Origin of the sequence: Sphingobacterium prati, assembly GCF_013167215.1 — a bacterium.
GTDB lineage: Bacteria > Bacteroidota > Bacteroidia > Sphingobacteriales > Sphingobacteriaceae > Sphingobacterium > Sphingobacterium prati.
Genome location: NZ_JABJWY010000039.1, coordinates 131,144 through 144,632, shown reverse-complemented (window position 1 = coordinate 144,632; position 13,489 = coordinate 131,144). Strand labels below are relative to the sequence as shown.

At 42.9% G+C, this 13,489-nt stretch carries 8 protein-coding genes; 1 reads left to right on the top strand and 7 read right to left on the bottom strand.

Annotated features, from left to right (window positions below; genetic code table 11):
• Positions 1 to 49 precede the first annotated feature (49 nt).
• From HPC41_RS23780 to HPC41_RS23750, 7 genes are all read right to left on the bottom strand, one after another.
• Positions 50 to 727 carry a GDSL-type esterase/lipase family protein gene (locus tag HPC41_RS23780; protein ID WP_172396587.1) on the bottom strand — a complete coding sequence of 226 codons (678 nt, stop codon included), beginning with the start codon at positions 725 to 727 and terminating at the stop codon, positions 50 to 52.
• Between the two features lie 166 nt (positions 728 to 893).
• Complete coding sequence (locus HPC41_RS23775; RefSeq protein ID WP_172396586.1) at positions 894 to 2,330, bottom strand: SGNH/GDSL hydrolase family protein; 1,437 nt, start codon at positions 2,328 to 2,330, stop codon at positions 894 to 896.
• Between the two features lie 35 nt (positions 2,331 to 2,365).
• On the bottom strand, positions 2,366 to 3,799 hold the full coding sequence (locus tag HPC41_RS23770; protein ID WP_172396585.1) for a glycoside hydrolase family protein: 1,434 nt from the start codon (positions 3,797 to 3,799) through the stop codon (positions 2,366 to 2,368).
• Positions 3,800 to 3,821: 22 nt separating this feature from the next.
• Positions 3,822 to 6,470, bottom strand: coding sequence for a glycerophosphoryl diester phosphodiesterase (locus HPC41_RS23765; protein WP_246251020.1), 2,649 nt, complete (start codon positions 6,468 to 6,470; stop codon positions 3,822 to 3,824).
• A complete protein-coding gene (locus tag HPC41_RS23760; RefSeq protein WP_172396584.1) occupies positions 6,467 to 7,351 on the bottom strand; it encodes a DUF5017 domain-containing protein in 885 nt (294 codons plus the stop codon). The genes HPC41_RS23765 and HPC41_RS23760 overlap by 4 nt, the downstream gene beginning before the upstream one ends.
• Before the next feature lie 31 nt (positions 7,352 to 7,382).
• Complete coding sequence (locus HPC41_RS23755) at positions 7,383 to 8,948, bottom strand: RagB/SusD family nutrient uptake outer membrane protein (protein WP_172396583.1); 1,566 nt, start codon at positions 8,946 to 8,948, stop codon at positions 7,383 to 7,385.
• Positions 8,949 to 8,965: 17 nt separating this feature from the next.
• On the bottom strand, positions 8,966 to 12,100 hold the full coding sequence (locus HPC41_RS23750; RefSeq protein ID WP_246251017.1) for a SusC/RagA family TonB-linked outer membrane protein: 3,135 nt from the start codon (positions 12,098 to 12,100) through the stop codon (positions 8,966 to 8,968).
• A 247-nt stretch (positions 12,101 to 12,347) separates the two neighbouring features.
• On the opposite strand from HPC41_RS23750, the gene HPC41_RS23745 reads away from it, so the two are divergent.
• Positions 12,348 to 13,358 carry a GntR family transcriptional regulator gene (locus HPC41_RS23745; protein ID WP_216660867.1) on the top strand — a complete coding sequence of 337 codons (1,011 nt, stop codon included), beginning with the start codon at positions 12,348 to 12,350 and terminating at the stop codon, positions 13,356 to 13,358.
• Positions 13,359 to 13,489 lie beyond the last annotated feature (131 nt).

Below are 13,489 nucleotides of genomic sequence, written 5' to 3'. Positions count from 1 at the left end.
TCTTATTTGTAATTCAATTTAACACCTAATTATTCTTGGGTAAATTCACCTATTTTATAAATTTGGAAATTACATCTTTCCAGATGTGGTATCCTTCGGTAGTAAGGTGCAGTCCGTCCTCGCGATAATATGCTGGTATTAAATCACCATTAGCATCCAGCATCCGGGTATAAACATCTGCATATCCGGTATGGGACTGCTGTTCCATAAACTGTTTAATCTTGGCATTGACCTCTTCTATTTGCATTTTGTCTTTCAATCGCCGCGGTGAGGGCTTAATGGAAATATAAATTATCTCGGCATGTGGTTTCATCTTTCTTATCTCGCGGAATAAGGCAGCGAACTGTTCAACAATACGGTCTGTCGACCAACGGAGTCCAATATCATTGTCGCCTTCATAAATAAAAATCTGCTTTGCATCGTATGGCAAAATCAGCCGTTCTCGATAGGTATGAAGATCCACTGTCTTTGTGCCGGATACTCCTCTATTTAGTACAGCCTGCCCTACAAAATCTTCTTTTAGCGTCTTCCAATTTTCGATGGTCGAACTACCGACAAAAAGAATGACCTTCTTGGGCGGTGGATTTTGCGCATCCAGGCGTTCGTAACGTTGTATCTTTTGCTCCCATTTCTGCTGTTGCGTCAATACAGATTGGGCATAGGTATATGACATACCCAAACAGAGTAACAGGCAGTTCAGTCGCTTTAATAGCTGAGTTATTTTCATTCGTATAAATTATTTGTTCATCAATTATTCTTTAACCAAGGTATTATGTCATAAGTATTTATTTTCAATGGTATTCATGAGCTCGTTTATTCATTAAATCGGTATTTTTAACGTGTTCGTAAGCTCAATCGTTCAGTACACTCGTTTCACGTTGCTTTCGGCGGTTTCATCCTTTTTCTTTTCCGGCAATCTTTAAAATTGGTGTGCCACGTAATAGTATCCGCCCTAAATAAATCTTGGATGAATCGTATTTCTCAGGATGCCGGTCAATATCCTCTTGTTGGGACGGGCCTAATATCATCTTTTTATCTGCTCTCAATGGCGATATACGAAAACTGACTTCATGCTTTCCTTTGGGCACCTTGATCACATCATATTGACCTCGATATCGGTTATTACAGTAGCTATTAAACCGATTCAACAGGATATTGTCGTGATTCTCTGCCACCATTTGATAAGGTTGAAATCCCCCTGACTGCGATTTATGGAGCCCTATCTGATGACCATCTACCCATACTTCAAGCTGCCCTACCTCCGGCCCACCTATGTCAAACAGCCCAAATAGATCACCTTCAAAAGTGAATGAAAAGCGCGCGCCTTTTTCATCAGCGACCATCAAGCTGTCAAACCATCCATTGAACGCCCTTAATTTAGATCCTCCTGTAGGAAACGCGGCCCATTTAACATCAAAATCAGCAATATCACTAGGTCTGTACATCCCCGCGATATCCCACTCATCAGATATCAGCGGCTGAGGCAATGGATGTTTCTCCATTTGGTAATGTCCTTTCATCTTCTCAATCCCACGGGCAATGGCTGCAGCGTAAAGGTCCCCACCGGCTTTCAGTGGGTGGATTCCGTCCGTAGAAAATAAAATACGTTCTCCTGCAGAGCCTGCATCTCCCTTCCACAACAACTTGTCCTGACATTCCAAGCGTGCTATCTCCATTCCCAAATGTATTGTAGGAATACTGTAATGATCGGCCAATGCTTCCAAAGCTTCAATATGTGGCGGTATCTTTCCATAATTATATACCTTGGTTTGTGCAGCCAAGATGGCATAAACTAAACAGATATCGGTATGCTGACCATGTAGGATAATCTGCCTGACCATACCTTCCATGCCTCCAGCATAGGCGCCATTGACTGCAAAATCGATGATGACCAGATCGGGATTCTGCGATAATACCTGCTCCCTGATTCTGAAGGATCCCAAATCCGTACCTGTCCCGGAGACTCCGGCATTGACCCACTTGAATCTAGTGGATGGGTAGCGTGCCTGCAAGTAAGCTGAAATCTGCATTCGGTAACAATAATTGGCTTGTGTCAGGCTTCCACCAATGAATGCTACAGTTACATCCTGACCTTTGCTGACCTTGGCAAAAAAATTGGGCATACCACCACGCACTACACACTCATCGTCACGCTTAAAATCACCAGGCGCAATAAGTTCTTCTTTCGCCAGATCCACAGAAAATAACAGTTGCGAAGCTGCACCTTGTGAGGCTGCAATCTTGTTGAGCTCCCCACTATTCTGCGCGCCCAGATCGGTCATTATTAAAAAAAGCAATAGGATCGTTATAACTGATTGATATGTACGCATCTCGTTGATTTAAGTGATCAGAAACCAGTTGAACATCAATTCACAACGGTGATATTCGAGGTAAAGGAATTCGCTACGATATCAGACTGCAACATATTCCTACCCCCGACTTTTACGTTTTTGAAAGTCACATCCTTAATCATGTGATCGGCATCGTAGCCCTCGAAAATTGCCGCCGTCGCACTGCTGACGCAATCAATAAATCGAATATCAGAAATAGTCCCGGGCCTATACACCGGATTTGAGTTTGCATTTTGCTTGATATACATCAGCACAAATCGCGTATTTCCCGTTGTCTCATCGCGGATGCCCTCAAACGTGATATTCTTAACATCAGCCCAGTCGGAATGTGGAATCGCTACCGAATGACCACCCCAAGTCATTTTGGCGATATCAATATCTTTGAAGGTGAGCTGTTCGACACTACTGGTCTCTAAGGAAGATCCTATACGGATACCCACGCCTACCTGGTTTTTCCAGATCATGCAGTCGTGGGCGCTACAATTTAAAAGCGGTGTTTCACCATCTGCAGCCGCATTTGTTGCATGCCAACCAAAACCATCATCTCCCGATCCGATAAAACAGTGGGAGAAATGCACATCTTGGCATCCTGAACCCAAATCCAAACCATCATTGTTCTGCCCAAAGCTCAACAAGTTGAGATGGGACACATCGACGTTCGACGAATTGACCATATCCACCTGCCAGCCTAAGGCCGCATGCCGAACGCCAAATCCGCGAAGTTCCACATTTTGGCTCCGGTAGACCTTAACAAAATTTCCCGCCACAGGGGCGGTGCGATCATCAATATAGCCCCGACCGATCAATTTGACATTAGATACGTTTTCTATCAATACCTTTCCCCTGAGAATCGCCCCTTCTTGTAAATAATAGGTTTTATTGGATTCAAGTTTAAAAACTCCATTTACACCATGATGGATTCCTTTGGCAAAAACAACTGCCCCCTGTTTATAGGCGCTGTAATCCGGAGATCCAAACAAAAGTAAGGGCGCACGACCAGGGATAGCCAATGCATAATTGTAGTACTCTGGGATGGTAAACGTCAATTCATTTCCGTTCTTGGTAACCGGTATATTCAACCTTTTAGGCGACAACGTAAAATTTGAGAAAGAACTGCTGCAAATAATCTTGACCTGAGTACCTGGCACATAAGTAAATAAAGCGGTATGTACGTCGGTCTGCCCCCCATTCTCCACCAGATCATAACAGGTTTCTTGCCATACGTCCAGCGTATCGTTGTTGACGATCACCTGATAAGCCAGACTTTTCACCATGGGTGAATCTAACTGTCCGGCTGTAGATGCCATTCTTGCAAGTTTATTTTCTACTTGGGTTTCATTTGCCTGTAGACTTTTTTCGACTCCAGTACAACTTAAAACCGTAAACATCATTCCAAAGAATACGGATATAATCCAGCATTTTTTTAACTGTTTCATGTTGCTATTCATGCTATTGGTAGTTTAAATGTTATTAATAACTGATTTTCATTATTTTTAGTCCTGTTGCCGGCAGGGAAATTTTCCAGTCTGAGGATGTCGCCATCCGTATCGCATCCGTCCCATCGGAATTGAGAAGATAGGCCTCCTTCTGAGCTAGCCCAAATAGATCCCGAGAATGGTCTGCATCTAGTGTCAGCCTAGCCTGTTGTTGATCCACGCTATTGTTCAGTAAAACAACATAGAGCTCTTTATTGTCGCTATTGGTAGCAAGAATGTAATCTATATGTGCATTATCAAGACTGATAAGCCCTTTTTTCATTTTCAGATCGACAGGCTTGCCAAATATGCTCCCTTTTTCAAAACCATAGCTGCGATGTGGCCCTACTTTAGGTGTTATAAACCCGCCTGGAAAGGTGATGTTACCATTGGAGCGAAGAGCTGCCTCGGAGAGCAGATAATCGGTAATCCATCCCAGCTGCCACCAGGCATGATGCGGAAAAGGTCCTGCTCCTTTATTCATGGCATCCCAGTAGTAAGAAGCGACCCCTGTACTTGCGTCCACAAATGCGTCCCGTCCCCATACCGCAGCTCTTGCCATATTCAGCAATAAGCTGTCTTTCGTCTGTGCATAAAGTCTTACAAACAGCCCCGCATGACTCGACAGCAAAATAGGACCATGATGATTTGCAGAGCCCATAATACCACCATGTTCAAATCCCAGCCCCACTTGACTGATTTCCCAATCCTGACGATTTATACCGTTCACGTGCTTGACTTCACGAGAGGGTATGGGATGTGTATAGACCGATGTCGTATAGTATCGCGCGACTTGGTAGGCGGCTGTTTGATATTGCTGATCCTTGGTCAATGTATACATGTCCAGAAGAGCCTGAATAGACTGTGCTGTTGCAAAATCGGGTGCAAATCGCGTATCACCACAAACACCCAAGAACCAGCCTTTTTTGGCCGCGTGTCTGACAAACCAGTTCGCACCTTTGATTGCCCCTTCTCTATATTTTTCATCTTTTAGTAACTGATGAGCCACCAATAGTCCATAAAATGTTGGACGCAGATCGGACACATCCTCAAACATGGGACTGCCTGACTTGTTATCATAAGCAACCTCCCAGTGTCCATCGGGATGCATTTTTGACAGCAGCCAATCTGCTGCTGTGCGCAACGCTAGCTTAATATCAGACCGATCTGGTTCAAAAAGTAAAATATTACCGATGTCCATCAACATATAATAGGTGGTGCCGATGGGTTCACTATAGGGCCCCCATTCTTCGGTAAACCGATGACTGCGGTATAGGTAATACTGTCCCGCAGCTGATCCATAAAAGAACCCTGGGTCGCGCTGTTGTTGTTGCAACTTGAAGTTTAAGGCTTCAGGTAGCCGTTGTTCCTGCAGTTTGATATCTTCGGTCAGTTTAGCCAGCATCCACATGGCACCATAATCAGAATTTTTCATGGCGTCTTTTTCAGACCCATACACTCCTCCAAGATAATCCTGCGCACCGATCTCGGTATTTTTATAATGTGCTGTCCGCCACCTGGAGGTGCTATCGCTGATGACATAATCATACATCGCATAGAGACGATCCGTAAAGGAACGATTAGTCTGTTTCAATTTTAAAAAATCACTAAATTGGTATATATCTTTTATTATATGCCCCAAAACGTTATACCAAGAAGTTTTCTGAATTGTATATCGAAAAGAAAATGTTATTTCTTGTCCCGCTCTCAGGTAAGACCCCTCCTCCCCCAGTACCGGATGATAAAGCGTGGGTGTGAGCTCATTATTTCGGTTCATCAATGACAGTCCAAGCTTCCAGTCCGAATGAGTTTTTACACCTTTTAACCAGGGGTCCCTTCCTGTACCGGGTTCGGCAACGGCAGCTAAGGTAACTCCAGATTGCGTGGTCAATAGCGATGCTAATGTAGATGCTGTACGCTCCCGAACAATGACCGGACGGTCTGGGATACCATGTCCGTAAGCGTAGGCACGCACAAAGTCGGGATTGAGTGCTCCTCCTTGAAATAATCCGGGAATAACCGCCCACTGAAACTGCTTCCGGTCACCAATCGCTAATGAAGGGGATGACAATGAATAATAACCACTTTCCTTAGCTTTTAAAGTCATTCGTACACAGATGTCATACCTATGATCTGGATCAAGATTCCATTCTTCGGACAAAGCAATTTTTTCATTTTCATATCGGAATCTCAGTCCGGAGCGCAAAGTTGAAGCCACCGCAGTCGGCTGATAATGCAATACTTCACCGGCTGTGTTCAAGCTCACAGGTGACAAACTCTGTGACCACACTGGAATCACATAGCGATATTGGGAGTCGGGGAAATGAATAAGCTTCCCATCATTATCATAAACAGTTGCCGATTTATCCAGCGGCTTATTTTTAGCGTAAAGGATCGTTCGCTGCTGTGCAGCCATTGTTAAATGCTCCTTTTGCCCCGCATCATCCTTTAGGGTAAGGGATTGAAGATAATAACCATTTTTGTCGCGACTCCAGATCAGTTGTAGCGTACTATTTTCCAAACGCAACTCAGCCCTGCTTTGGCCGAAAGCACTTTCCAACCATACGAATGGCAGTAGCATCATCATACTCCAAACCATACCACAATGACCATATTTTCTATTTAATAGCTGCGTAATTATCATGGCTGGATATTTATTGTTACTTCGGCATACCCTTCCTTGCTACCGCTGTACCAGTTGGAGGAAGTTTCAAATACAGCTTTATAGACGCCCGGGGTCTTGTATACGTATTTGTATTCCCGCAGGTGTGAACTAATATTTTTAAGTGCTATTCCTTTGTCGGCAATAGACTCTTTTACTTTAAAACCCTTTGTAATTACCCAATCATCATTGTCGGTATCGGCTGCAACACCGCCATACATCAATAGCTGTGTTGCGGAGATTGTCCATACCTTACTGTCGTTTAGAAAACTTACTGCATTCCAGCCCGCATTAGATATCGTGGCGACATTGGTCTGTACGCCCTCTGGAGATACTTTGACCGCATTAAAACTGCGAATGACCCATCTGTTCTGTTGCGGCTTTTGAAAGTCGGTATATCGGAACGCCAGATATATTGACCCTGTATCAACTGGGCTGAGATATGATTTCAGGCTCACTATTCCAGAAGGTGTATTGTCTTGCCCGATGGAGAAAACAGCTTTGTCTGAAATATCGGTCCACGTGGCTTTGTCAACCTCTTCTTTTGTGTATATTCCACTAAAATTACTGGAAACCAATAGTTTTAGATTGTCATAAATAACACCCCATTGTACAAGTGTTTTAAAATCCACCTGTAAATCGTTATCCGCATACAGGCGGTCCTTCAAGGCGTAGTTGTGTCCGTTCTCTCCAGAATAAAATACAATATTGTCTGGAGCCCCCTCAAATCGGAAGACAACGGTGTCGCCAACCTTGTAACTAGAGGCATTTGCCCTGACCTGCATATCGGCGCTGGCGATATCTTCTTTCATGCAACTGGCAAACAATATGGCCAGCATGAGAAACATCATCGATATTTTCATTTCTGTTTATTTATTGTGTGATCCTCCAGATTTACCAACCCGGATTTTGAATAATCTGTTTATTAATGGTTAACTCTGTGTTAGGTATGGGAAACAACACGTTTCTTTCAGTCGTATTCAGGCCGGCATTACCGCCATATCGATGTGCGGCGGGTGCATTGACCGAAATTTCCCGTCCTAAAGCATTCATAATGGGCACGTAAATCCCCCAACGAATCAGATCATGCTTTCGGGTACCTTCAAAACAAAATTCACGCAGACGCTCATCCCGTATATAATCTAGAAAGGCCATTTTATTTAATCCCACGGGTGCATCGCTATCGGCATTGGCAACATTTAATGGCTGGCCGAAAGCTCTCCTACGTACTTGATTGATCGCTTCGTACGCGGCTGTAGTCGGAGATTCGTTGACTTCATTTTCTGCCTCAGCTTTCATTAATAACACATCACTATATCTTATAATTGGAAAGTTGGTCGAATTGGCACTCCTTGCCCTGGTACCTGTCTCGTATTCCCTTCTCCATTTACCCGGATTTCGATCATAAAGCTGGGTGGCGATATAGTATTGCTTCTGAGTTGCGCCTGCGCTAACCACAAATCGGTAGGGACTGATACTCCAATCGCGTCGCATCGTATCTTTCTGACCAAACAGATCGTATAATTTGGCCGTAACCCGCATGGCTCCGCCTGAATATCCAATACGCTCATCAGGACATTCTATACCATTTTCGATCCCAACCATACCAGCCTGATCGATGTTACCAATCTTATTTCCAAACATGCCAACTTCCCAAAGACATTCCTTCGGTTCGTTGATATCTTGTGAATGATTGATAAATATTTGCTTGTAATTGGGATTTAGCTGATGCTTTCCTGAAGCAATCACTTTATCTGCATATTCGATAACATCTTGATAACGGGAATTGTCATTAAGAGGCTGTCCGGCCATTTTTAAAAATACACGGGCCAGTACGGCCTGAACGGCTGTTTTGGACACTCGTTCGTTGGCAACGACACCACTCTCGTGGACCAAATTTTCTGCTTCTTGCATATCTTTTACAATTTGCGCATACAAAGTGGGCAATGTAGCCTGAGCGGGATAAGGGTCGTTGGGAGATTGTGTAGAGGACAGTTTTAAAGGTACTTTTCCAAAGAAATCGGTCAAGATATAGTAGTAATATCCGCGCATGAAGAGCGCCTCGCCCTTGATAGCGTTTCTCTTGGTGACATCCATCTCTACGCGATCGACATTTTCCAATAATAAATTTGTCCGATTTATCCCTTCGTATAAGGTCTCCCACAATCTAGTAATGTCCAAATCAGCAGCGTCCATGACCATTACCCGAATATTGTTTATTGATATATTCTTGAAATAGGCTTCGTCACTCACAACAAAATAACTGAAAAGCCCTCGACTATACATGCGCCCATAGGTATCGATGAGTCTGTTGTAAACGCCATTGAGGCTGTTCATCAATTCGCTTTCATTTCGAAAATAGTTTTCAGTGGTCACAAAGTCAGGTTCTTTATCCAGCAATTTGGAACATGAGCTGATTAGACAAACAATACAGATGGAAAAAATAAAAATGCGTTTCATCTCGATCAAAGGTTAGTTTAAAAATTAAGGTCAAGTCCGACGGTTATCGTACGAGGACGTGGATAAGCGGACCAATCGAAGGAAGGGGTCAGTGCTCCTGGGCGGGTGCTCACTTCGGGATCGAGCCCGGAATACGGTGTCCATGTAACCAAATTTTGCGCGGCCAGATATAATCGTATGGACTTCATCCGTAATCTTCGGAGCTGATCGGCATTGAACGTATAACCCAAAGACACGGTCTTGAGTCGTAGATAGGATCCATCCTCGATCGTTCTGGAAGAATAAACTGCGGGGCCCTGGCCTCCAACACGATAAAGTGCATCGGTCTGGTTTTCTGGCGTCCAGCGGTCGGCAAAAGATGCGAACATATTCAAAAAACCACGCGCAACAGGATCCCCACCTTCAAACTCAATGCGATTGGCGTTTAAGATGTCTCCTCCATAACTCCATTGTAAAAAGACATTCAGATCGAAGTTTTTATAATTAAAGTTGTTGTTGAATCCGCCAATATGTTTTGGATTTGGATTACCTATTATTGTGAGGTCATAATTGTCTACTTGTCCATCGCCATTGATATCCTTGAAACGGATATCGCCGGGTTTAATATTTGTTCTAGGGGTACCATTATTGGGCTGACCTGCTTTAAGTAGATAATTCCCGTTGACGAGATCAAAATCTGCGTATTGATATACACCATCGAAAAGATAACCATAAAATAAAGCTATCGGCTGTCCAGGTATTGCTATATAAGGATAGGCATTATTGAAATTGCCCCAGGTAACGCGTGTAGCCAAACTCGGTTCCCCTTCGTTGAGTTCAAGAACCTTGTTTTTGTTAAATGCGATATTAAAGCTCGAATTCCAAGAGAAATTGGGCGTTTGTACGTTTTTGGTCTCCAATGTAAATTCGATACCACTGTTGGATACACGGCCGATATTTTTGAATCCGGTAAGGAATCCCATACTGGGAGCCAATGTCGCATTCAATAATAGGTCACGCGTCTCTTTGTGATAATAGTCTGTAGTAAGTGAGACTCTATTCTTGAGTATTGAAAGGTCAAGCCCAATATTGGTTTGAACAGTAGTTTCCCATTTTAAAGTTGGATTTCCAAGATTTGTCGGTACCATTCCCTGACCAGCACTGTTGCCTACACTGTAACCTGAGGCTGGATTCATCTGCAAGGCAGTCAATGAAGCATATTCTGATACGCGATTATTTCCGGTTGAACCTATTCCAACCCGCAACTTTGCATCACTGATGATATTTATCGGTTTCATGAAATTTTCTTCTTTCAATCGCCATGCAAAAGATCCCGAAGGGAAATAAGCCCATCTGTTTGATTTTGGAAATTTGGATGAGCCGTCACTTCTGAAAGACAATGTCAGCAAATACTTTGAACGGTAATTATAATCAAGCCGCCCTAGATAAGAAATCAGCCCGCTGGAAGCGTCCGTAACTGGCGCCATCGTAATCTGCCCTTCGTCCAGCCCTTTGATACCCAATGTTTCATTAGGTATCAAAATGGATGTAAAGCCGTTGGTATAGTTTCGTATATCTTGTACTGTAAACCCGACGACTGCCTTTAGCCTATGCCCACCTTTAAATTTCTTGTCGTAAGACAATGTATTCTCATTCAATAGATTTGTGATCTCATTGTTCCAAATAGAACCATTGACTTTATTGTTTGAAAATGGATGTCCTGCTCTGGATTTTGAATTAAAGAACACTTCCCGTCGCTGGTTTATACGCGTATAGCCACCAGTTGCCCTAAATGTTAACGCCGCCGCCAATTTATATTCGAAATAACCATTGGCCACGAGATTTGCACTGAACAGTGGATTATACTCATTCTGCACGGCTAGATAGGGATTGATGCGCAAATCAGTACCTAAGCTAGGATCCATATCCGGATCAAAAAGATCGTCTATCAGCGAGGCATCTGTAAGTGGATTTCCGGTGATTGGCCTAAATCCCCATATTCCATACATCAGACTTGCTGTTGGACTAGGCTGAGACTCTGACACTACGGTACCATATCGCTTATAGGCTGTATAGTTTAAATTCAACCCCACTTTTAATTTTTTATTGATGGTCTGATCCAGCACTATTCTTCCTTGATATTTATTAAATCCACTGTTTAGTATGATCCCATCCTGATTTAATAATGATCCGGAAACGGCATATCGTGTACGATCGGTACCACCACGTATAGCAATAGAATGATTATGGGTAACCGCATCTCTAAAAACTTTGTCCTGCCAATTGATACCCTCCATGCTGCGGTAATCGTCCAGCGTCTTTCCATCCTTTAGGTATATAGTTGTATAGAGGGTGGGATTCTGTTCCAATTGATATTTCACAAATTCATAAGGATTTAGCAGCTCCTGCGTTTTGATGATCTGATTGAGTCCTACCCAGCCGTTGTAGTTAATAACCGGAGTTCCAACCTTACCTTTCTTGGTTGTTATGAGGACAACCCCGTTAGCTCCCCTAGCTCCGTAAATCGCTGTCGCAGAAGCATCCTTTAATACTTCCAGAGATTCAATCTCTTCGAGATTAATGGTGTTGCCAACAGATGTTTCGACGGGAAATCCATCAACCACATATAGCGGGGAATTATCTTGGGTGACGGAATTATTACCCCGAATAACAATACTAAGTTCCGCACCTGGCTGTCCATCATTTGAACTCACCTTAACGCCAGCTACCCGACCAGCTAAGGCCTCCTCAAAGTTAGCTACGGGGGCTTTGCGCATATCTGTTAGATTAGCCTGACCTACCGCTCCGGTCAGATCACGTTTAGTGGTTGTACCATAACCGATAACGACAACATCATCCAGCATGCGCGTATCTTGCAGTAATTTGACCTGCATATACTGGCCGAATACTGCTGTTATCTTTACAGCAACATAACCCACCATTGAAAATAGCAGTGGTTCATTAGGTAAAATTACAGCTATTGAAAAGTTCCCGAGCGAATCTGTGGTCGTTGTCTTAGATTTATTTTGATTTGAAACCGTAACTCCAACTAAAGGGTTTCCATCTGTATCGAATACCCCACCCTTCACAGTCGAGGACTGTTGACCAAAAGCGAAGTAGGAGAGAAAAAGAGTGCCCAAGAGCAGAGCAACCCTTAAATTAAATAGCATCATAGTCGTCTTTATAATTAGTTATTTTTTGCAATCTAGTCTGGTCTAGACTGGTTTGCTTTTATAAAAGTATAAATTATCTTTGCACTTGCAAAAAATAAGTGAAAAAAGATGTTATTTTTTTCCAGAGATCGTCTTAAAGGGAGAGAAAATAGTTAAACCTACCGCTAGATTAGGATATATCAACACTTGCATATAAAAGCAAGTTTATCTAAGTTTGACTCTATTATCGTAAATCATTATTCATCACATGTCCACTACAAGCGAAACAGGCAACGGCTCTCGAATGAAGTATCTTCAATTGGTCGATCACATCCATACATTGATCGAAAAGGATGATTTACATATCGGAGACCGCATCCCCTCATTAAATCAATTGCAGGATCAGCTCGGCATGAGCAAAGAAACGGTTTTGAAAGGTCTTAACTATCTACTCGAAAAGGGGGTAATTGAGTCTGTCTATCGTAAAGGATATTATGTCAAGAAAAAACAGGTACACCATTCTTACCGTATCCTGCTTCTCCTCGACAAAATGAATACCATGCGTGAAGAGATCTATCAATCGTTATTAGCCGAAACCAAAGGTGCAGCAGCGATCGATGTCTACTTTCACCATCACAACTTTAATGTATTCCGTAATATTATTACTGAAAACATCAACAACTATACTCATTTTGTCATTGTTACATTTTTGAAAGATGATCCCGCCCCTATCATCAACCTCATACCACCAAACAAGCGGATTATCATCGACTATAATCAACTTGGGCTCTCAGGAAATTATACGGCTATTTATCAGGATTATGAATACGATATTTATAATAGTCTTACGCTACTGCAGCACAATATCAAAAAATATCAAAGAATCATACTTATAGCACATCCGGAAGCCTTACATGCCAAACATGTTATCAATGGGTTCATCCGTTACTGTAAGGAATCGGGAATCGATTATGACATTCTACCAGAAGTAGATGAGACAAAATTTGAGCAGTACACCGCCTTTATCACCTTTAGCCGCTATGATTCCGATGATGTATCCTTAATTAAATTGGCAAAAAAACATGGGTTTACATTGGGGGATGATATAGGTCTTATTTCCTACAATGACACTGATGTCAAAGAGATCCTTGAAGGGGGTATTACGGTCATATCTACTGATTTTTGGGCGATGGGAAATGCGGCAGCCGAGGCTATCCTTCAGAAGAAAATATTAAACGAGCGCAATCCCACCCAAGTTATTATTCGGAAATCTCTTTAGCCCTAACTTTCGTTAGCGCTTTTTAGTCGGGGTGGAAGGATTGGCTGAGCTTCCTTCGGATCGAAGCCCATAGCAACCTAAGCGGTCGTAGGGTTCTCACCATCCCTAAAAACAAAAAAAGCCCTAACTTT

What these genes read in the sequence shown, in the direction of transcription:
- HPC41_RS23780 (WP_172396587.1), bottom strand. Translation starts at nt 727, where the DNA reads ATGAAAATAACTCAGCTATTAAAGCGACTGAACTGCCTGTTACTCTGT.
- HPC41_RS23775 (WP_172396586.1), bottom strand. Translation starts at nt 2,330, where the DNA reads ATGCGTACATATCAATCAGTTATAACGATCCTATTGCTTTTTTTAATA.
- HPC41_RS23770 (WP_172396585.1), bottom strand. Translation starts at nt 3,799, where the DNA reads ATGAATAGCAACATGAAACAGTTAAAAAAATGCTGGATTATATCCGTA.
- HPC41_RS23765 (WP_246251020.1), bottom strand. Translation starts at nt 6,470, where the DNA reads ATGATAATTACGCAGCTATTAAATAGAAAATATGGTCATTGTGGTATG.
- HPC41_RS23760 (WP_172396584.1), bottom strand. Translation starts at nt 7,351, where the DNA reads ATGAAAATATCGATGATGTTTCTCATGCTGGCCATATTGTTTGCCAGT.
- HPC41_RS23755 (WP_172396583.1), bottom strand. Translation starts at nt 8,948, where the DNA reads ATGAAACGCATTTTTATTTTTTCCATCTGTATTGTTTGTCTAATCAGC.
- HPC41_RS23750 (WP_246251017.1), bottom strand. Translation starts at nt 12,100, where the DNA reads ATGATGCTATTTAATTTAAGGGTTGCTCTGCTCTTGGGCACTCTTTTT.
- HPC41_RS23745 (WP_216660867.1), top strand. Translation starts at nt 12,348, where the DNA reads ATGTCCACTACAAGCGAAACAGGCAACGGCTCTCGAATGAAGTATCTT.